General features: G+C 47.8%; 18 protein-coding genes. 12 read left to right on the top strand and 6 right to left on the bottom strand.

Annotation, left to right across the window (positions count from 1 at the left end):
- Nucleotides 1-4: 4 nt before the first annotated feature.
- Nucleotides 5-430 carry a protoporphyrinogen oxidase HemJ gene (hemJ, locus tag ACXAGX_RS05190; RefSeq protein ID WP_474820771.1) on the top strand — a complete coding sequence of 142 codons (426 nt, stop codon included), beginning with the start codon at nucleotides 5-7 and terminating at the stop codon, nucleotides 428-430.
- A gap of 75 nt (nucleotides 431-505) precedes the next feature.
- Nucleotides 506-682: a hypothetical protein gene (locus ACXAGX_RS05185; RefSeq protein WP_474820767.1), complete on the top strand. Its 177-nt coding sequence runs from the start codon at nucleotides 506-508 to the stop codon at nucleotides 680-682.
- A gap of 2 nt (nucleotides 683-684) precedes the next feature.
- Here the strand turns inward: ACXAGX_RS05185 and ACXAGX_RS05180 are convergent, their stop codons facing one another.
- Entirely contained in the window at nucleotides 685-1,368 is a 684-nt protein-coding gene (locus ACXAGX_RS05180) for a UPF0149 family protein (RefSeq protein ID WP_474820763.1), read from the bottom strand.
- Nucleotides 1,369-1,454: 86 nt separating this feature from the next.
- Here ACXAGX_RS05180 and ACXAGX_RS05175 point away from each other — a divergent pair, with 86 nt between their 5' ends.
- Nucleotides 1,455-2,651, top strand: coding sequence for an Nramp family divalent metal transporter (locus tag ACXAGX_RS05175; RefSeq protein WP_474837016.1), 1,197 nt, complete (start codon nucleotides 1,455-1,457; stop codon nucleotides 2,649-2,651).
- Between the two features lie 36 nt (nucleotides 2,652-2,687).
- Here the strand turns inward: ACXAGX_RS05175 and ACXAGX_RS05170 are convergent, their stop codons facing one another.
- The 3 genes from ACXAGX_RS05170 to typA form a co-directional block, all read right to left on the bottom strand.
- Nucleotides 2,688-3,842 carry a MalY/PatB family protein gene (locus tag ACXAGX_RS05170; RefSeq protein ID WP_474820756.1) on the bottom strand — a complete coding sequence of 385 codons (1,155 nt, stop codon included), beginning with the start codon at nucleotides 3,840-3,842 and terminating at the stop codon, nucleotides 2,688-2,690.
- A gap of 91 nt (nucleotides 3,843-3,933) precedes the next feature.
- The gene (locus tag ACXAGX_RS05165) at nucleotides 3,934-4,308 is read right to left on the bottom strand and encodes a response regulator (RefSeq protein ID WP_070124759.1); all 375 of its coding nucleotides are present in this window, start codon (nucleotides 4,306-4,308) and stop codon (nucleotides 3,934-3,936) included.
- 116 nt (nucleotides 4,309-4,424) lie between these two features.
- Nucleotides 4,425-6,263, bottom strand: coding sequence for a translational GTPase TypA (gene typA / locus ACXAGX_RS05160; protein ID WP_474820749.1), 1,839 nt, complete (start codon nucleotides 6,261-6,263; stop codon nucleotides 4,425-4,427).
- A 782-nt stretch (nucleotides 6,264-7,045) separates the two neighbouring features.
- Between typA and glnA the strand changes: the two genes are divergently transcribed.
- The 4 genes from glnA (at nucleotide 7,046) to glnG (ending at nucleotide 11,690) form a co-directional block, all read left to right on the top strand.
- Entirely contained in the window at nucleotides 7,046-8,455 is a 1,410-nt protein-coding gene (gene glnA / locus ACXAGX_RS05155) for a glutamate--ammonia ligase (protein ID WP_474820746.1), read from the top strand.
- 106 nt (nucleotides 8,456-8,561) lie between these two features.
- A complete protein-coding gene (locus ACXAGX_RS05150) occupies nucleotides 8,562-9,068 on the top strand; it encodes a DUF4124 domain-containing protein (RefSeq protein ID WP_474837014.1) in 507 nt (168 codons plus the stop codon).
- Between the two features lie 128 nt (nucleotides 9,069-9,196).
- Nucleotides 9,197-10,282 (top strand): nitrogen regulation protein NR(II), encoded by a 1,086-nt coding sequence (gene glnL / locus ACXAGX_RS05145; protein WP_474837012.1) that lies wholly within the window; start codon nucleotides 9,197-9,199, stop codon nucleotides 10,280-10,282.
- A complete protein-coding gene (glnG, locus tag ACXAGX_RS05140; protein WP_474820736.1) occupies nucleotides 10,275-11,690 on the top strand; it encodes a nitrogen regulation protein NR(I) in 1,416 nt (471 codons plus the stop codon). Before glnL ends, glnG begins: the two co-directional genes overlap by 8 nt.
- 107 nt (nucleotides 11,691-11,797) lie before the next feature.
- Here the strand turns inward: glnG and ACXAGX_RS05135 are convergent, their stop codons facing one another.
- Nucleotides 11,798-12,949 (bottom strand): HD domain-containing phosphohydrolase, encoded by a 1,152-nt coding sequence (locus ACXAGX_RS05135; RefSeq protein ID WP_474820734.1) that lies wholly within the window; start codon nucleotides 12,947-12,949, stop codon nucleotides 11,798-11,800.
- 193 nt (nucleotides 12,950-13,142) lie between these two features.
- Here ACXAGX_RS05135 and ACXAGX_RS05130 point away from each other — a divergent pair, with 193 nt between their 5' ends.
- Together ACXAGX_RS05130 and rraB are read left to right on the top strand one after the other, a co-directional pair.
- Nucleotides 13,143-13,871 carry a 1-acylglycerol-3-phosphate O-acyltransferase gene (locus ACXAGX_RS05130; RefSeq protein WP_474820731.1) on the top strand — a complete coding sequence of 243 codons (729 nt, stop codon included), beginning with the start codon at nucleotides 13,143-13,145 and terminating at the stop codon, nucleotides 13,869-13,871.
- 54 nt (nucleotides 13,872-13,925) lie between these two features.
- The gene (gene rraB / locus ACXAGX_RS05125) at nucleotides 13,926-14,306 is read left to right on the top strand and encodes a ribonuclease E inhibitor RraB (protein ID WP_070124747.1); all 381 of its coding nucleotides are present in this window, start codon (nucleotides 13,926-13,928) and stop codon (nucleotides 14,304-14,306) included.
- 50 nt (nucleotides 14,307-14,356) lie between these two features.
- On the opposite strand, the gene bla is transcribed toward rraB, so the two are convergent.
- Entirely contained in the window at nucleotides 14,357-14,995 is a 639-nt protein-coding gene (gene bla, locus ACXAGX_RS05120; RefSeq protein ID WP_474820729.1) for a subclass B1 metallo-beta-lactamase, read from the bottom strand.
- A 250-nt stretch (nucleotides 14,996-15,245) separates the two neighbouring features.
- Here bla and ACXAGX_RS05115 point away from each other — a divergent pair, with 250 nt between their 5' ends.
- From ACXAGX_RS05115 to ACXAGX_RS05105, 3 genes are all read left to right on the top strand, one after another.
- Complete coding sequence (locus tag ACXAGX_RS05115) at nucleotides 15,246-15,980, top strand: choice-of-anchor H family protein (protein ID WP_474820726.1); 735 nt, start codon at nucleotides 15,246-15,248, stop codon at nucleotides 15,978-15,980.
- A 109-nt stretch (nucleotides 15,981-16,089) separates the two neighbouring features.
- Nucleotides 16,090-17,358, top strand: a complete 1,269-nt coding sequence (locus tag ACXAGX_RS05110; RefSeq protein ID WP_474837010.1) for an ABC transporter substrate-binding protein — start codon at nucleotides 16,090-16,092, stop codon at nucleotides 17,356-17,358.
- 16 nt (nucleotides 17,359-17,374) lie between these two features.
- Nucleotides 17,375-20,071 carry an ATP-binding protein gene (locus ACXAGX_RS05105; RefSeq protein ID WP_474837008.1) on the top strand — a complete coding sequence of 899 codons (2,697 nt, stop codon included), beginning with the start codon at nucleotides 17,375-17,377 and terminating at the stop codon, nucleotides 20,069-20,071.
- Nucleotides 20,072-20,180 lie beyond the last annotated feature (109 nt).

The raw sequence follows: 20,180 nt of genomic DNA, 5'->3' as shown, positions 1-20,180 counted from the left end.
CAAAATGATTTTGTGGTTAAAAGCCCTTCACATCTTTTTTATGGTGGCCTGGTTCGCCGGTATATTCTATCTGCCTCGCCTATTCGTATATCACGCAGAGACGACGGAACAAAATGTTCGTGATCAGTTTAAAATTATGGAACGAAGACTCTGGTTCTTTGTCACACCTTTTGCAGTACTAACGCTGGTATTTGGTCTCGCACTCATCCACGTTTACGGTATGGCCTGGTTTAAAGCTTCTGGATGGCTGCACCTAAAACTACTCTTGGTACTTGCCATTTACGGATATCACTTCTATCTATATAAACTGGTAAAGCAATTCGCACGGGATGAAAACACCCGTTCACCGAAGTTTTACCGTTTTTTGAACGAAGCCCCCGTACTCGTTTTATTAAGTATTGTGATCCTTGCGGTGGTAAAGCCGTTTTAAGCTTCAGACAACACGTTCAGCTGATTAAAGGAAGTAGTGAGCTGACGTAAATTATTTTGTCCACGGGGAAATGACATGGATGTGAGCAACGAACACCTGAAATTGTTGATAGAGAGAACGGATCAGGCCTTTCAAGCCCTGCTAAAAGAACCTGATTCTGATGAACTCAGTGATGCCTACGAATTAGCCCGGGGCGAACTGAACAATTATGTCAGTTCTGTGCGACATAATATGTCTCAGCGGCAGCGATAATATTATTCCCCTTCAGCCGGATCATTAGCAGCACCAACAGGTTGTGTAAATGATTCAAATTGATTCGGCAGCACTGCCGAGAGCTCTCCAGCCACAATCACATATTCTTTCGCCAGAGACGGCAGTTGTTCCGCCAGTTTAGGCAAATTTTCTGTAAGCTGCTCCCGTTGTTCCACAGACCGTTTCTGCAATGCCAACTCTACATTCGCCAATGTTGAAAAGAGCTTAAGGCACCGGGTTAAACGCCGGGCCGGATCTTCACTTTTCTGAACACCTTTGTCCTGCTCGGGATGCTGCTGAGCCAACAACCAGGCATCTTGCCAAACCGGCTCCATCTGGCTGTGCGCACTGAGTAATCCAGTAAGCCATTCAGACAGGGCTTGTCGCTCTGCAGCATCGACATTCCATACACAGTCATTCGGCACTAACTTTCCGCCTTCCCGCATAACCTGCAGTTCCTGCCGTAACCCATCCATTAGCCCTTCGGCAAGATGGTCGAACGACGTATTGTCTGCTGGCCGACTATCCTGTTTTATTAACCAGGGCATCCAGCTTTCCGGCATAGGAATTTCCGGGCAAGCTGCAACAGCAAAAATAAATCCGCGACAATACATCTGGCTGGGTAACAAACAACTGAATTCAGGCTGGATGAATAATTGCTGAAAGCTTGTGGAGCGCGTTGGCATTAGATGGCAAACCTATGATTGGGAGGCAAGAATGGTTATGCTGACTATCAATATTATAACAATAACATGTAAATAGGGGATGCAGTATGGCTGCAGATAAATCAGGATACATTGTCGCCGCGGCTTTTATCGGACCAGGAACGGTGACCACTGCCAGCATAGCGGGGGTAGACTTTGGCTTTCACTTGGTTTGGGCACTACTTTTTTCTGTCGTCGCCACTATGGTGCTACAGGATATGGCAGCACGGCTCGGGCTGGGTACCGGCCGTGGACTTTCTGATGCCTTACTCACTCTCACCCAAAGCAGACCACTACGCTTTATTGCTTCGGCACTGATCATTTCTGCCATTGGTATTGGCAACGCCGCATACGAATCTGGGAATCTTACCGGTGCCGCCATTGGATTAAATGCGATTGTGGACATAGGCACACCCTCCTGGGCCATGACGCTAGGTGTACTCGCCGCACTGTTGCTTGTTACCGGTAAATATAAGTTGATTGAATCAGTATTGGTTGGCCTTGTCGCACTAATGGCACTGGTATTCATAATCACTCTGATTTTTGCTTCACCAGACTGGTCGGCGATGGGTAAACAACTTGTGTCGCCACGCCTTGATAGCGATACCATTACCATGGTGCTCGCGCTGATTGGCACCACGATTGTTCCCTACAACCTGTTTCTGCATGCCAGCCTGGTAGCTAACCAACACAAAACAACCGAAGACAGTGATGCCTTGCAGGCTTGTCGCCGGCAATCCGTTACAGCCATTGGTGCAGGCGGTCTGATTACACTGGTGATAGTTGCCACCGCCATGACCGCGTTTTACGGCAAGCCTGAAGCACTGAATGCAGGTAACATGGGAACGCAGCTAGCGCCAGTACTTGGCGAGTATGCGCAATGGTTTTTTGCAGCCGGATTATTTGCAGCCGGGCTCACCAGTGCGATTACCGCTCCCCTAGCGGCCGCTTATGCGGTTTGTGGTGCATTAGGTAAAGATGCCGACATGAAAGGCGGAGTATTCCGTTTAGTCTGGCTAACGGTGATTATCTGCGGTGTTGTAATTGCCAGTATCGGTGTAAAACCGCTGTTGGCCATTCTGTTTGCTCAGGCTACCAACGGGCTCCTGCTACCTATCATTGCCGTATTCTTACTGGTAGTTATGAATAAAAGCGCCCTGCCCGCCGCATACAGAAACAGCACGATGAGCAACCTTATTGGTGCTGCAATCGTACTGTTTGTTGTTTGCCTTGGCCTCTACAAACTAGCGAAACTTTTTGTTTAGACAGGCTTGTAGTAAAGTTGGTAAGTGCGGAGCTGGCTATTCTTCCGCAGGAACTGAATCGCCAGCCAATCGTGCAAGAATATCTTCCAGCATACTGCGGCTACAAGCAAAGTTAATGCGGAAGTGATCTGCAGCGTGGAAATCAGCACCAGGCGACGGACCAACGCCCCGGCTTTCAGCCCATTGCTGTACGTTTGGCACATTTAGGCCACTGGCATCAATCCATGCCAGGAATGTGGCTTGTGACTTATGTACTTTCAGGCCAGGGATAGCATTGATCTTTTCCACCAGCAAAGCCTGGTTGCCGCGCAGATATTCCAATAATTCTGCATGCCAGGCATCACAATGGGTAAAGGCCGCCTCTGTAGCCGCCAGCCCCATCAGAGTGACCCATGGCATATGACCGGCTGCAGATTGAACAAACTGCTGACGAAGTTTTCGGTCAGGAATAATCGCAAAGGACGTTCCTAAACCAGCCACATTGAAGGTTTTACTGGCCGCCATCAATGTAATACTGATATCTTTTAAGGCCTCTTCACGGCCTGCTGGAATGTGCTTAGCAGACTCATCCAGAATGAGATCGCAGTGAATTTCATCACTGCACAGTTTCACATCGTTTTGCAGACAGATTTCAGCAACCTTATCAATCTCGGCCTGACTGAGCACACTGCCCACCGGATTCATCGGATTGCATAGAATAAGCAGCTTACATTTCGGATCGGCGGCCTGGGTTTCCAGTTCCGCAAAATCGATGGTCGGTCTGCCATCGACTACCACAGTGCCAATATCGACACGCTCCATACCGTTGATTTTGGGGGCGGCTAACAGTGGAGGGTAATTAGGTGTCTGTACCATCACCTTGTCACCCGGCTTACAATTGGCCTTAATCGCAATGTTAAAAGCAGGCACTACACCTGGTGTCCACACCAGCCAGTCGGCATCGATTTCCCAGTCATGCTTGTCCTTTAGCCAACGCACCACGGCTTCAATAGCAGTTGTATATCCAGCAGGCAATTCATAGCCCATAATGCCGTGTTCAACCTTGGCGGCCAGAGCATCTAGAATAGCGGGCGCACATCGAAATTCGGTATCTGCAATCCAGGCAGGAATGATGTCCCGCCCTTTATATTTTTGCCACTTGTATGAATAGGTTTCCTGACGGGAAGGCGTATCGTCAAAATTGAAAGGCACGTAAAAATTCCTGTAAAGCAGATTAAAGATAAGCGCGCTAATGCGCGTAAACCCTGAAGTAAGGTAACACTACAACGATTAGGACTGGTCTTCAATCCACCAGTTGCTTCACTTTCTGAATAAGATGTTCTGTTTCGAAAGGTTTGGCTAAAAAGGTGGTTGCGCCGCCCTTTTTCGCGGCCATGACTGTATCGCGGGTCGCTTCTCCGGTTAACAGCACAAACGGGGTTTGCAGCCCCTTTTCACGACAGGCTTTTAACAGTTCCAGGCCATTATACTGCGGCATATTTTGGTCACTAATGATAAGCGATAGATTATCCGGTGATTGGTTAATCAGAAAATCATAAGCCATTTCACTGCGGCTAAATGCTATCACGTTGGCTTGAAGCCCGTCTTCCAGGGCAAAGGTAATGATGTCGAGTGTGATAGTGTCGTCATCGACTACCACAATGGTGTACTTCGCCAAACTAAACTCCGTTTGTTTTTTGTTGAGGATAATTCTTTCAGTAGCGGAAGAAAACTATGCTTTGGACGAAAAAAAAGCGCCATAAAGGCGCTTTTTTATAATACATCAACTTGCACTTACTTTGCACGACCTGCACGTTTACGGTCGTTCTCAGTCAGCAATTTCTTACGAATACGGATGCTTACCGGGGTAACTTCTACCAGTTCATCGTCATCGATAAATTCCAGTGCCTGCTCAAGAGACATCTTCACAGGTGGAACCAGTGTTTGCGCTTCATCAGTACCTGACGCACGAACGTTTGTCAGTTGCTTACCTTTCAGGGCGTTTACTGTCAGGTCGTTGTCACGGCTGTGAATACCGATGATCATACCTTCATAAACTTCAACACCGTGACCGATGAACAGACGACCGCGTTCCTGCAGGTTAAACAGGGCGTTAGTCAGTGCTTTACCCATTGCATTGGCAATCAGTACGCCGTTCTTACGCTTACCGATAGTACCGCCTTTGTGCGGACCGTAGTGGTCGAATGTATGGTACAGCAGACCAGAACCAGAAGTCAGGGTCATGAACTCAGTTTGGAAACCAATCAGACCACGGCTTGGAATGATGAAGTCCATACGAATACGGCCTTTACCATCTGGGTTCATGTCGCGCATTTCTGCTTTACGCAGACCCAGTTGCTCCATGATAGAACCCTGGTGCTCGTCTTCACAGTCGATAGTCAGCGTTTCGAACGGCTCTTGCAGCTCGCCGTCAACGTCTTTCAGGATTACTTCCGGACGTGATACCGCCAGCTCGTAACCTTCACGACGCATGTTTTCAATAAGGATACCTAAGTGCAGTTCACCACGGCCTGATACGCGGAATTTATCCGGGTCAGCTGTTTCTTCTACACGCAGTGCCACGTTGTGTACCAGCTCGTCTTGCAGACGCTCAAGGATGTTACGTGAAGTCACGTACTTACCTTCTTTACCAGCAAACGGAGACGTGTTTACCTGGAACGTCATGGTAACTGTTGGTTCATCAACAGTCAGCGCTGGTAACGCTTCAACCGTGTTTACATCACACACGGTGTCAGAGATTTTCAGTTCGCCCAGACCGGTGACTGCGATGATGTCGCCCGCACTTGCAGAATCAACTTCATGACGCTCAAGGCCTAAGTAACCTAGCACCTGACCGACTTTACCGTTACGCTTCTTACCGTCGGCACCAACAACTGTCACCTGTTGGTTCATCTTCACACTACCGCGCTTAACACGGCCAACACCGATAACACCTACATAAGAGTTATAGTCCAGCTGAGAAATCTGCATCTGGAATGCACCGTCAGGGTCTGCATTTGGCGCTTCAACCTGATCCACGATTAACTGGAACAGTGGCGTCATGTCTTCGCCTTTGGTATCTGCATCCATTGATGCCCAACCGTTTAGAGCTGATGCATAAATAACCTGGAAGTCTAACTGTTCGTCAGTCGCACCTAAGTTATCGAACAGGTCGAATACCTGATCCATTACCCAATCAGGGCGCGCACCTGGCTTATCGATTTTGTTGATAACCACGATTGGCTTCAGGCCCTGAGCAAATGCTTTCTGGGTTACAAAGCGTGTCTGTGGCATCGGACCTTCCTGCGCGTCAACCAGAAGCAGTACAGAGTCAGCCATAGACATAACACGCTCTACCTCACCACCGAAATCGGCGTGTCCGGGAGTATCTACGATATTGATGCGGTATTCATTCCAGTTAATGGCGGTGTTTTTCGCCAGAATGGTAATACCACGCTCTTTTTCGATATCGTTAGAGTCCATCACCCGTTCCTGGGCTTCGCCGCGGCTTTCCAGCGTACCGGACTGCTGAAGCAGTTTATCAACCAGCGTAGTCTTACCGTGGTCAACGTGCGCGATAATCGCAATATTTCTTAAATTATTGATATCAGTAGCGTTATTTGCTTCTGTCATGTTTTTAGTCTCGTTTCGGGTGCCTAATCGGGGGGCCAATTCGGAGTGTTTGGTGTACCTGATCTTGCGTAGGCGGGGTAATTTTGGGCGCGATTATATAGGGGATTACTGGTTAATAATAGGGCGGCGTGGCTAAGACGATGATTTATTTTGTCAGATAACTGATTATTTTACGCTCAACTCGCAGGCTCACTCTGCATTAAGCGCCCGTAAAACCCCGGCAATGCCTTAAGTAATGCATTAAGAACTGTAGCACAAACAATCGGGTTCTACCCTGAACGACGGTAAACCTGAACTTTTTCACTGTTCGGACTTCTCGCTCGCGGTCAATCAGTAAACGTACTGAACGCTGCACAATAAGTCATCACAACCATTACGTTCTAAATTATTCCAACGATTTATCGATACCGGTACTAGTATCCGAGTTTGCTTTGTTCTAGTCTAGACGCAGTTTCATTCACCAGCTACTAACTGTTCTTTCAGTATTCTTTTCCTACCTTCGTATATTTCATCCCGTGGTATAGGTTGACGGTTAAAGTTCACGCTGATGACGGAAGGGTGTTTTGAAACAGTTGAAGGTCTGAAGCGTTACATTTGCACCAAAACAGACATCTTATGCACCAACATCGTGCATTTGCATTTGTGAATTTATCTGCTACGCCCTGCTAAGCCGCATTCTGGTGCTTAACTACAGCTGGCATGAAAATAGCTTCAGAAATTCCCAATTATTTTGGAGTGAAATTGTTCATTCCACTTTTTAGTATAATAATCCGGAGGACACGATGTCAGTAGAAAAGGCATTAGAGCTCATCAAAGAAAGCGAAGCAAAATTCGTAGATTTACGCTTTACCGACACTAAAGGTAAAGAGCAACACGTTTCGATCCCTGCAGGGTTAGTCGACGATGAGTTCTTCGAAGAAGGTAAAATGTTTGATGGTTCTTCAATTTCTGGTTGGAAACACATCAATGAATCAGACATGATCCTGATGCCAGATGCAGAATCTGTTGTTGTTGACCCGTTTGCAGAAGAAACGCAGGTTAACATCCGTTGTGACATCGTAGAGCCATCTACATTGGAAGGTTACGACCGTGACCCTCGCTCTGTAGCACGCCGCGCTGAAGAATTCCTGAAGTCTACCGGTATCGGTGACACTGCATTCTTCGGTCCTGAGCCAGAATTCTTCCTGTTCGACGACGTTAAATTCCACACTGATATGGCGGGTTCTTTCTTCAAGATCGATTCTGCTGAAGCAAAATGGAATTCAGGCGCAGACTTTGAAGGCGGTAACCTTGCTCACCGTCCAGGCGTGAAAGGCGGTTACTTCCCAGTTCCTCCAGTAGATTCTGCACACGATATCCGTGGCGCAATGTGTCTGGTAATGGAAGAAATGGGTCTGGTAGTTGAAGCTCACCACCACGAAGTTGCAACTGCTGGTCAGAACGAAATCGCTTGTGCTTTCAACACCCTGGTTAAGAAAGCTGACGAAGTTCAAATCTATAAGTATGTTGTTCACAACGTGGCAAATGCATACGGTCAATCTGCGACCTTCATGCCTAAGCCTCTGGTTGGCGACAACGGTTCTGGTATGCACGTTCACCAATCAATCGCTAAAGATGGCAAAAACATCTTCGCAGGTGACAAGTACGCTGGTATGTCTGAAGAAGCACTGTACTACATCGGTGGTATCATTAAGCACGCTCGCGCGATCAATGCTTTCACTAACGCTTCTACTAACTCTTACAAGCGTCTGGTACCAGGCTTCGAAGCACCGGTAATGCTGGCATACTCTGCACGTAACCGTTCAGCTTCAATCCGTATTCCTTACGTAACTAGCGATAAAGCGCGTCGTATCGAAGTACGTTTCCCTGACCCAACGGGTAACCCTTACCTGGGCTTCACTGCAATGCTGATGGCTGGTCTTGACGGTATCATCAACAAGATCCACCCTGGCGATTCAATGGACAAAGATCTGTACGATCTGCCTCCTGAAGAAGCTGCAGAAATCCCAACTGTTGCTAGCTCACTGGAGATGGCTCTGGAAGCACTGGACAACGACCGTGAATTCCTGAAAGCGGGTGGCGTTATGACTGACGACATGATCGATGCATACATCGGCCTGAAGTCAGAAGAAGTAACTACCCTGAACATGTCTACTCACCCTGTTGAGTTCGACATGTACTACAGTGTGTAATTACACACCTGAAGGTACAGAATTAGAAGAGGCCCGCATCAGCGGGCTTTTTTTTGTTCACAGCTTTGGCTAGACTGAACCAAGACTTTACCAGGACGTACTCGCCATGAAATATTTTGTAATGCTGTTATTGCTGTCGGCGCAGACTGTCAGCGCGCAGACCATTTATAAAATAGTCAAAAAAGATGGCACCGTACTTTACACTGATGTGCCTCAAGACGGCGCAGAAGCATTGGAGCTGGCGGGAAACACCGACAATGTGGCAACCAGCTTACCCGTACCTGATGTGCAAGTTCCCTCAAAGGAGGCACCTAAACCCAACTATCAGGTCACCATCACATCGCCACAACCTGAAGCCACCATTCGTGACAACCAAGGCAACTTTTCCATTTCAGCTTCCACCACGCCTACCTTTAAAGGTCGCTATCGTCTGACCTTCGACGGCCAGGCACTGCGTATGAACAGCAGTGGTCAATTCAGACTCGCCGGCATTAATCGAGGCGCCCACACCTATCATATCGATATTATCGATAATACAGGCAAGACTCTTGCATCTTCCCCTCAACAGACGCTTTATCTACACCAGGCATCGGTGCTGATAAATACTAACTAGCGTTCTATGCTGGCGCAGCCAGCGCACCATGCGGGTTCAACGGGATTATTTTTTTAACCGTGCCTGCACCTTTTGATAACGATAAACTATAATGCACCACAAAGGTGCAATGAAAGGATTGGTCGGCCATGTTAGCCACCGAATATGAAACTAGCCATTTATTAAACACCCTCAACACTGCGCTGGTGATGGTGAATGAAAAGCTGCAAATCGTTTATACGAATCACGCCGGTGAAGCCCTATTTGAAACCGGTTTTAAGCAGTTGTGTGGTCACCAGCTCTCTGATTTCTTCGCACCTAATGCCATTAATGATGCGCGATTACGTGCAGCCATTCGCAAAGGGGAAGACTTCACAGAAAATGATTTTCGCTTATGCTTTAAAGATGGTCGAAACGTACTGTCTGACCTCACCGTTACGAATTTGAATACTGAGCACGGTCCGGCGCTGATGTTTGAAGTGCGCCGGATTGACCAGCAGCGTCGTATCTCCCGTGAAAATCAGCAAAATGCCCAACACGACGCCGCGCGAGAACTTATTCGAGGCCTCGCCCATGAAATTAAAAATCCCCTAGGGGGCATTCGCGGTGCAGCGCAGTTATTGGAAAAAGAACTAACAAACCCCGATCACACTGAATTCACGCAAATGATCGTTGAGCAATCAGACCGGTTACGTAACCTGGTCGACCGCTTGCTTGGCCCAAATTCTTTGCCGCGGTTGGAATGGAGCAACTTGCACCAGGCACTTGAAAAAGTGCGGAGCCTGATGAAGGTGGATTCCGATAACCCTATCACCATTATTCGTGATTACGACCCAAGCATTCCCGACCTGATGGTCGACCAAGATATGGTGCAGCAGTCGGTACTGAATATTTTGCGGAACAGCGTTCAGGCGCTTACAGAGGCGAAAACACCGCATCCGCAGATTCGCCTGGTTACCCGGATCGACCGGCAAATGACTATCTTAGGAAAACGCCATTCTCTCGTTGCGAAAGTTCAGATTATCGATAACGGTCCAGGCATTCCCCCAGACATCAAAGACACGCTGTTTTATCCCATGGTAAGCAGTAAACAGAATGGCAGTGGTCTTGGCTTGTCTATCGCACAAACTTTAATTAACCATCATGGCGGAAAAATCGAAGTGGACAGTCATCCTGGTCACACCGAATTCACGCTATATCTCCCCGTTCCCAAAAAGGAGTCGGAACATGAATAACGAGTCCGTTTGGATAGTAGACGACGATAGCTCCATTCGATGGGTTTTGCAGAAAGCCTTGCAAGCTGCAAATATCGCTTGTCTGAGTTTTGAAAATCCTGAAGATTTGCTGCTGCAATTGCAGAGCGGCCAAAGTCCAGAGGTCATCGTATCTGACATCCGCATGCCACAGATGGATGGTATGACGCTGCTTCGTGAAGTGCACGACGTTGACCCACTCATCCCGGTTATCATCATGACGGCCCACTCCGACCTGGATAGTGCCGTAAATGCTTATCAAAGTGGTGCATTCGAATATTTACCCAAGCCTTTTGATATCGATGAAGCCGTTACGCTGACTCAGCGTGCCATTGCCCATGCTCGCGAACAAAGCCGCCAAAATCAGGCTCCTCAGGACGAGGTAGTCACTGAAATCATTGGCGAAGCACCGGCGATGCAGGAAGTTTTCCGTGCAATAGGCCGTTTATCTCGTTCATCCATCAGCGTGTTAATTAATGGCCAATCTGGTACGGGTAAAGAACTGGTTGCCCATGCATTGCACCGCCATAGCCCTCGTGCTGCCAATCCATTTATCGCCTTAAACATGGCGGCGATTCCTGCAGACCTGGTAGAATCCGAATTGTTCGGTCACGAGAAAGGTGCATTCACCGGTGCCCAGGCGGCACGTCAGGGACGATTCGAACAAGCCGACGGCGGTACGCTGTTTCTTGATGAAATTGGTGATATGCCCTTAGACGTGCAAACCCGTTTGCTCCGGGTATTGGCTGATGGTCAGTTTTATCGCGTAGGCGGACACCAATCGGTATCGGTTGACGTTCGCATCATTGCCGCGACTCACCAAAACTTAGAAAAGCGCGTGGCTGAGGGTAAATTCCGTGAAGATTTATTCCACCGCTTGAATGTCATTCGAATTCATATTCCGTCGCTCAACGAAAGACGTGAAGACATTCCACTACTGGCTCGCCACTTTCTTCGCCGCGCAGCGAAAGAGCTTGATGTCGAAGCCAAAATATTAAGCAAAGAAGCCGAGAAAGTGATGACTCAGCTTGCCTGGCCAGGTAACGTCCGCCAATTGGAAAACGTCTGTCGTTGGCTAACCGTAATGGCAAGCGGCCAGGAAGTGCTACCCAATGATCTGCCACCAGAAATTCACTCTGAGGGCACCGCTGAGAAAGGCACCGCGGCAGCGATTGGCGAATGGCCGGAATTATTAGCTAAATGGACTGATGCGCAATTGCGTGATGGGCATTTCAACATTCTGAACGATGCTATGCTTACATTTGAGAAAATCATGCTTGAGCGTGCGCTGAGTTATACCCACGGTCACAAGCAAGATGCAGCCAAGCGTTTAGGTTGGGGGCGAAACACCCTCACCCGCAAGCTGAAAGAACTGGACGTAAACGGCTAATCCAGAAACCAGAAACAAAATAAAAGCCCGCAGCAAATACATGCTGCGGGCTTTTTTGTATAGTCACTTTTTGATGCCGTGTTTTTCTGGTGCAGTCTTCGGCAGAATTATTTGGTTAATAGACTCGTCATCACCTGGTTGAAATGCCGCACCCATTTCGCACTGAACTGCCCTTTCGCCATGCGATTAATCTCGATAACCGCGTCTTTCTTCGGCATTCTGTTTTCCTGATTATGCGACCGCGCATGCGTCATTGCATCGTAGGTATCCAGAATTGCCAGCAACTTGGCCCCATCACAAATATCGTCTTCTTTTAATCCTAACGGATAACCACTGCCGTCTACGCGCTCATGATGCTGCATTACAATTTTACGGGCATGATCCCATTGATCTAAATGCTCCAGCAATCGCGAACTTTTGTACACATGCGAGCGCATTAAATTAAATTCTGAATCGCTGTAGGGCTCGGTCTTGTTAAGCAAATGAAGTGGCATAAATGCCATGCCGAAATCGTGTACGTAACAGGCCACAGACAACTGATCATCGTCGATAGGGTTACCCGCGGCGTGGTTGACATACAATGCCAACTTGGCAATCCGGTCGCCCCGCCCTGCCCAATAGTTCGAACGGTGTTCAATGGTTTGCATCAAATCTCGAAAGAACAGCATGTCTTCACGTTTTTCTTTGCTAACCGTTTTCAGAATACCCGTATTCGCTACTGTTGCGGGTGCTTTCGCAGCACTAGGCTTATCCTCAACCACGGTTTCTTCCGGTTGTTCAGAAGCAATATCGAGATCAGGATTAAGCAGTAATACCGCATCGGCCAGAAGTTTGTCGTGATCACCTAGGTTCTCTGGCGTAATTCGGGTGATTGCCAGTACCAGTTGCTCATGAAGGTGTTCATCATATTCGGCTTTGCCATCGCTCATGACCTCCATGACGAAGCTTTTCACCCGGTCCATGGTAAGCAATACCAGATCGCTCATAATACTGGTGTAGTTAACCTGCCCTTTACGCAGGTAGTCGAGCAAATCTTCAACGTGCTGTAACAGTGGAATCATCGGCCCGAAGTTTACCAGCCCAAGATCACCCTTGATGGTATGAATAGAACGAAACAGGCTTCTCTGCAACTCGTTATCTTCCGGACGCAACTCAAGTTCAATAAGCGTTTGCTCACTGGACTCGTATAACTCGTTAATCTCCTCCATGAGATCACTTAAGATATCTTCCTCTAGCTCTTCCGGTGTGAACGTCTGCATTTTATCTCTGTGTAGAATTAAACCGTTACTTAATTTATATCATCACAATAGCAGTTTCGCTAATTCCACTCGCTAGACTTTTGGATAAGTGACCGCTTGATTAAGCAAACTCAACGATAAAATCACTGATCGGATAACTGAAGCCTGCACGATCCCGTATACTTCGCCGCAAAATTATAAAATAGGAAAAATCGTGTTAGCTATTCTTCGCGTCATCGCGCTTTTAATCGGCTTTGTGTTGGTTAATCTGGTTGTCTTTATTGTCTGTGTGCTGCGCCCGTTTCATAAAAACAACGTTCATTTCGGCGGTAATGCCTACGCGCTTCTGTCTCGCATTGTCGGACTAAAAGTGATTGTCAGAAAAAGTGAAGAAGTGAAAGCTGATACGCCCTACGTGTTCATCGCTAATCACCAGAACAGCTACGACATCATTACTATCTGTAAAGCCGCACTGCCTGGGGTGGTGACCATTGGTAAGAAAAGCCTGAAGTGGATCCCTCTGTTCGGCCAGATTTACTGGCTGTCTGGTAACATCATGATCGACCGTAAAAACAGTGGAAAGGCGCGGGATACACTGAAAATTGCGGGTGAGAAAATTCGCAGTAAAGGTACCTCGGTGTGGGTCTTTCCTGAAGGAACACGAAGCTACGGCCGTGGTATTCTGCCGTTTAAAAGTGGTGCATTCTGGCTGGCTAAAGCCGTAAAGGTACCGATTGTGATGGTTACCGCCAGTAGTACTCACGATAAAGTGAAGTGGAATCGTTGGAATAACGGTGTAGTACTGGTGGATATCGACGCGCCCGTTGAGATGGGGCCAGAACATTCAGCGAAAGGCTGGACTGAGCATTTCGAGCAGCAGATGAAAGAAAAACTCATCGCGCTAGATCAGGAAGTGGCGCAAATTGAATCTGCAAAGAGATAGCATCCTGACGCAGGGTTAATTACACTATCGCTAATTTACTTGTTGAGAGAAAACATGAATCAGTTTGACGAGCGCGAAGAATGGTACGAGTTTAACCAGGAGACCATCGAGGCACTGCTGGAAGATGGTAGTCAGGCCGACGCCGTTTACACCATTGAGCATCACTTAGCTTCCAGTGATTTTGATATTCTGGAAAAAGCGGCGGTAGACGCATTCAAAGCAGGGTTTGAAGTGTCTGATGCGGAAGAACTGATGCTTGATGACGGTGGCACCATTTTCTGCTTCGATGCCATTGTAGAACGGAAACTCGATCAAGATGCCCTGAACAACGACTCTGATACGTTGCTGAAAATTGCCGATAAGCACAATGTGCACTACGACGGTTGGGGAACTTACTTCATGCCCCGCGAAGGCGAGCACGAGCTAAACGATTAATCCTTCGCATAATCTGCACATGCCTTAAACCGACTTATTCAGTCGGTTTTTTATTGTCTGGTGAGCGACAGGGTGTGAATTAACAGTCCGGCATCACCGGGCTCACCATGGCCTGGTAAAACAAGGGTTGCAGCGTTCCCGTAACGGGACAGCACCTTTTGCACTGACGGTCCCCACTGCTGTAAATCCGCATCGCCGGTATAACCCAGCGTTTGCGTTTCAGCGCCGCGGATAAGGCACCCGCCGACAAGAATATTGGCTTCTTCTAGCCAAACTACACTGTTATCTGCTGCATGGCCCTTACCGGGATAAAACACTTCGATGCCAGGAGCCAGTTCAAAAACCTCTTCGGTAATACTGTGCGATGCCAACGGTCTCTGATTGCGCTGAAGGAATGCATTCGTCATCGCCGATGCATACGTCGCCACAGCATTTTCGTTGAGCACGCCGATCCCGGCTGTTCTGTCTTCATGCCAATGACTTGAGAATGACTGGGTTACCGGCATTCCCTGCGCTTTCGCCCACGTCAATAGTTGTCGTGTTTCTTCCGGCGTCCACGGCGTATCAATTATACTGCTGCCTTGCTCAGACAAGACAATCACACCGTTTGATTCAACCAACCCGAAACCTTCCACCGCCTTGTAGGAAACATGAAGCCACACGTTGTCAGACAGCTGCTTGAGCTGCATTTCCCCCGTTGCCTTGGCCGCTGCAGGCAGATGAGTTGCACATAAGATAAAACTACAAAACAGATATTTTGCTAGTTGCAATGGACGCTCGCTTTTAATCATAAGAAGAACTATTCAACTGTTATACCAGTGATTGTACCCAGCCCGCCATGCTTTTCTGAACGGTTTGGTTAAGGGTTGTTTCAGCATTCGTTCAGCTTCAGAACGCCAAACTGTAAAGCATAGTCAGGCACACATGAGAGGAAAGATGATGCTGAAACTAACGAACCGGATTGTAAAAATGCCTCTGGCCACCTTGGTTACTTTAAGTGCCCTACTCGCCGCGCCCGCCTTTGCCGAGTCACAGGAACGTGTCAGCAATGCAAAGGAGTTTCAATTTGGCGAAGCCCATGTTCCTGTTGATGACAAGAAGCTGATAAAAAACCAATCTCTATCTTCGACTGCCAGCGTGGCTAAAAGCAGTAAGAAGCGCAGCGCCATCACCTCAGTGGTTAATTCTGACTTCTGGATTTATGACGCTTGGATTGAAACCTACAACGATACGGATTACGACGGGTATGCATCGACACTGAGTGTACATATTGATGTCGATACAATATACGGTGAAGCGCCGGTTTACGCGGTATTGTATTTAGGTGACGCCGAACAATTTTATGAAGTCCATGACTCTTCGGTTTTCTATATTTATGGCGACAGCACTACCGATGAATTCGTGATCGAGACCGACCTGATTTCTGGCTACCAGCCTTTTGATTATGACATCATGATTGAGATTTATGACGCGACGACTAACGAGTTGGTGGCCATTGCCGATCATACCACAGATGCAGACCTTTCCTATGTGCCTCTGGAAAGTGAAAATTACGATGTGGTGATTGTGGAACAAGAAACCGTGGTTGAAGTTAGGGAGTATGGCGGCGCCCTCTATTGGCCTATTCTCGCGGGCTTATTTGGCCTGGCACTATGGCGCAGAATGCGCCCTTAACCAAAACCATAAATATAAAAGACCGGCTTCGTCCGGTCTTTTGCTGTACATTGGCGAAATACGGGTTTAGGTGTCACAATTAAGTACTACTGGAACAAATGTTGTCGCTATGGAAAATGCACAGAAAACACTGAATCGCAGAAGAATACTCAAAGGGGCATTAGCCACCTGGCTTACCGCGGGTTCTACACCTTTCGCCATTGGCCGGGAAAAGCCTGTTTTACGCGTTCTGGGCACGCATGTCACCCTACAAGAAGCCCTCCGACAACAAGCGGAACAAGATTTAGGCATTCGCATTAAGTTTGAGCCCGGCGGCAGTGCTATTGTGCTTCAGAAAGCATCGATGAATCCTTCTGGTTTCGACCTTTATGAACAGTGGTCGAACAGTATTAATGTGCTGTGGCGGGCCAACGCTATTCAGGCAATCGATAAACGCAAACTGACTTACTGGGATGAAATCAATAATCTGACGAAAACCGGCAAGGTCACTGCAGATGCCGAGATTGGCGCCGGCGATGCGCCACACAAAATTATCAACGTGCAGAAAGACGGAACGCTTTCTGACAAACATACCAATAACATCAGCTTTTTACCCTACGTGCACAATGTGGATTCCTTCGGCTACCTTAGCAAGGAGGTTCCGGCAGATCTCGATGTTAATAACGAAAGCTGGGGGTGGTTGCTCGATTCCAGATACAGTGGCAAGGTGGGCATTGTTAACGATCCGACAATTGGGCTGTTTGACCTGGCATTGGCAGCGCAGGCTAAGGGCTTTATGCGCTTTGAGAATATCGGCGCCATCACGCATGCTGAACTTGATAAGCTCTTCGGCTTGCTCATTGAGTTAAAACAGCTACAGCACTTCAGTGGTTTCTGGACATCGGTACCAGAGTCCGTGCACTTTATGCGTTCAAAGCGGGTGCTGATTGAAAGCATGTTTTCACCGGCAGTGTCTGATCTTAACGGTCAGAATATACTGGTTAAATTTGCGGCGCCCCGAGAAGGCTATCGTGGTTGGCACGGTGTAATGTGTTTGTCGTCGGCCACCCATGGCCGTGTTAAAGACGTGGCCTACGAATATATGAACTGGTGGCTTTCCGGTTGGCCAGGCGCATTTATTGCCCGTCAGGGATATTATATTTCTAACCCGCAGCGCTCTAAACCACTACTCTCTCAAGCTGAATGGGATTATTGGTATGAAGGAAAGCCAGCTTCCGAAGCCTTAAGCGGGCCAGATGGCAAAGTGTCAGTTCAACCGGGGCAGCAACGTTCGGGCGGAAGTTACGAAGACAGGTTTAGTCATGTTGCTGTATGGAATACCGTTATGCCGACTTACGAATACAGTCTGCAAAAATGGTATGAATTCATTACTTCTTAGCGGTTAATAACACTTTATGTTTCATTCAATTCGCATTCAATTAATTGCCGTCCTGCTCCTCATGAGTGCGCTTGTTCTAGTGCAGGGCTTTTTAAGTCGTGCCAACGAGCAAACGTTAACCGAAGGCATGACGAATACGCGCCAGGCGGTTATTGATGTAGGCATAGTTGGCGAACTTGAAAGAGATGTCGTCGATTTACAGCGCAATGTACTTATCTTTAAAGAGATGACCAGCGCCTCTGCGGTAACGCGATTCGAGCGGTTAATGATTTCAATCACGGAAAAGTTGAATGTTCTGGAAAGCTCATCCATCGCAGCCACGTTTGATGACAACGGTGACGACACTTTACAGCGCATGCGCGAGCACCTTGTCGCCTACAAGGAAAATTTTCACACCGTGGTTGATGACAGGCACCAACGGGATCAATTAATTGAGTCTGGCTCACTTATCATCGGCAATGAAATCGATGCTCTGCTTCAAACGGCGGCAGAAAAACAACACCTGTCGACAGGTAAAATTAACCAACTGCGTATACAAATCATTGCGTTGGAAAATACCATTTTACGTTATCTGCTTGAGCCCAGCATGGACACCATTCAGGATTTTCGGGATTCGCTGGCGTCTGTGTACGCGTCACTGGAAAACGAAAGCACCGAAAGCGCCGTTGCGATCAAAGCGCAAATTGAAGGGCTTGAAGAACGCTTCCTGCAACTGACTCAGATCACGCAGAATAATTTGTTTCTGGTAAATGTGGTCATGGCGGGTTCAGCCAACGAATTTCTCTATCTGAGTCGGGAGCTGGCCAGTCACGTAAGTGCGCAAACCAATATTATTAATCGGAATGCGCAGAATGCCGCAATAAGCGCCAGGTTGAACGGCGAAATCTACCTGGTGATTGCCATCGTTTTAGCATTTGGATTTGCGATATTTACCGTGAAGCGGGTACTGACCCCCATCCGAAATATCACAGGTGTATTTAACGAGTTGGCTAACGGTAAAGAAATTGAAGCCTTACCGAACCTGGAGCGACGGGACGAAATTGGCAAATTGACCCGAGCAGCCTCCGTTTTCAAGGATAAGAACGCGCAGACCCGTTCACTCCTTAAAAACGCGCAGGAACTCAACGTTCAACAGGAAGCGTTGAATAAAGAGCTTGCCGAATCGAAGCGTAAAGCAGAACGGGCAACGGCCTCGAAGAGTATCTTCCTGGCGAACATGAGCCATGAAATACGTACTCCACTAAATGGTATAATCGGATTGCTGGAACTGGCACACCAGCAACCTATGTCAGCCATGCTCAAGGACTATCTTGATAAAGCCTCCTATTCGAGTCAAATCCTGGTAAGCGTGATCAACGACATTCTCGATTTCTCGAAAATTGAAGCAGGAAAACTGGAGCTGGAAAATGTCAGTTTCTCTCTGCATTCAGTTCTCGATAATCTGCTGGCGGTGGTGAGTCTTCGCGCCCAGGAGAAAAATCTCAGCGTACGTCTGGAAGTAGATCCTTCCTTACCCACCAGAATCGTAGGTGACCCACTGAGACTGTCTCAGATCTTAATGAATATCTGCACCAATGCTGTGAAATTCACCCAACAGGGTTCGGTTAACGTGTTCATTAAAGGCATGGTGAATCAGTTGGGTGATAAAGTGGTCCTGCGCATCGAAGTCGCAGACACGGGCATAGGCATGTCGCAAGCCCAGGTAGACAGAATTTTTCAACCGTTTACCCAGGCCGATGATTCGACAAACCGCAAATTCGGCGGTTCCGGGTTAGGACTCACCATCGTTAAACAGCTAACGGAATTGATGGCCGGCAAGCTGAAAGTATCATCAGAGCCTAACAAAGGGTCGACATTCGTTATTACCATTCCCATGTCTATCCAGAATCAACAACGAGGTATTCTGGCCGATGTGCCGGAATTGCCGTTAGGTAGCAGCTATTATTCCGATCGCCCCCTATTACCCAAGAGCTATTTCGAGCTGTTAAAACTGAGAACAGCCAAACAGCCGCTACGTGCACTCAAAAGTGACGTGGGTGTTCCCGCCTCGTTATTGGTTGAAATTGACAGCTACGCAGAGTTTAAATCGTTACTGCCGCAGCTTACGCTCTATGAACGCCAAGGGATCCCTGTGGGGATCATCATGGAAACACAAACCGGGCAGTTGCAGGAGAAAATACAAAGTCAGTGGCAAGGCCCCATTCTTCTGCACCCCTTTACGCCAGGACAATTCATTGTTTTTATTTGTACATTGGCAGGTGTAGAAAGCAAAGTGTACAGCAAGGACGTTTCGGAAGAATCGACCATGCTGGAAGGACACATCTTGCTGGTTGAAGACAATAACATTAACCAGGTTGTTACCGGTGAAATGCTGTCGTCGTTAGGCCTCACCTTTGACATTGCGGAAGATGGCTTGCAAGCCGTAACCAAAATCAGCAATGCGCCGGTATATGATCTTGTATTGATGGACGTGCAGATGCCGGTTATGGACGGTTATGAAGCAACCCGAAGAATACGGGAGAAAGGGCTGAATGAACTGCCTATTATCGGCTTGTCGGCGAATGCGATGAAAGAAGACCATTCTCAGGCGCTGGAAAACGGCATGACCGACTATTTAACCAAACCGCTTAAGCGAGGTAAATTATCGGAAATGCTAAAACGTTACCTGCACACCGAATCCACTGAGCGAATGCTGCGTTCAAACCGCCGGTAATGTAAGCAGCCTATGCCTAGCTAGTGTAAAGGCATAGATGCCTAGCCTAATGTAAAGGCATAAAAAAAGGAGCGTTGTGATACGCTCCTTTTTCTTTTGTCGCCAGACT

Source organism: Alteromonas sp. ABV4_515 (genome assembly GCF_056160345.1).
This window is presented reverse-complemented; position numbering and strand designations above follow the sequence as displayed.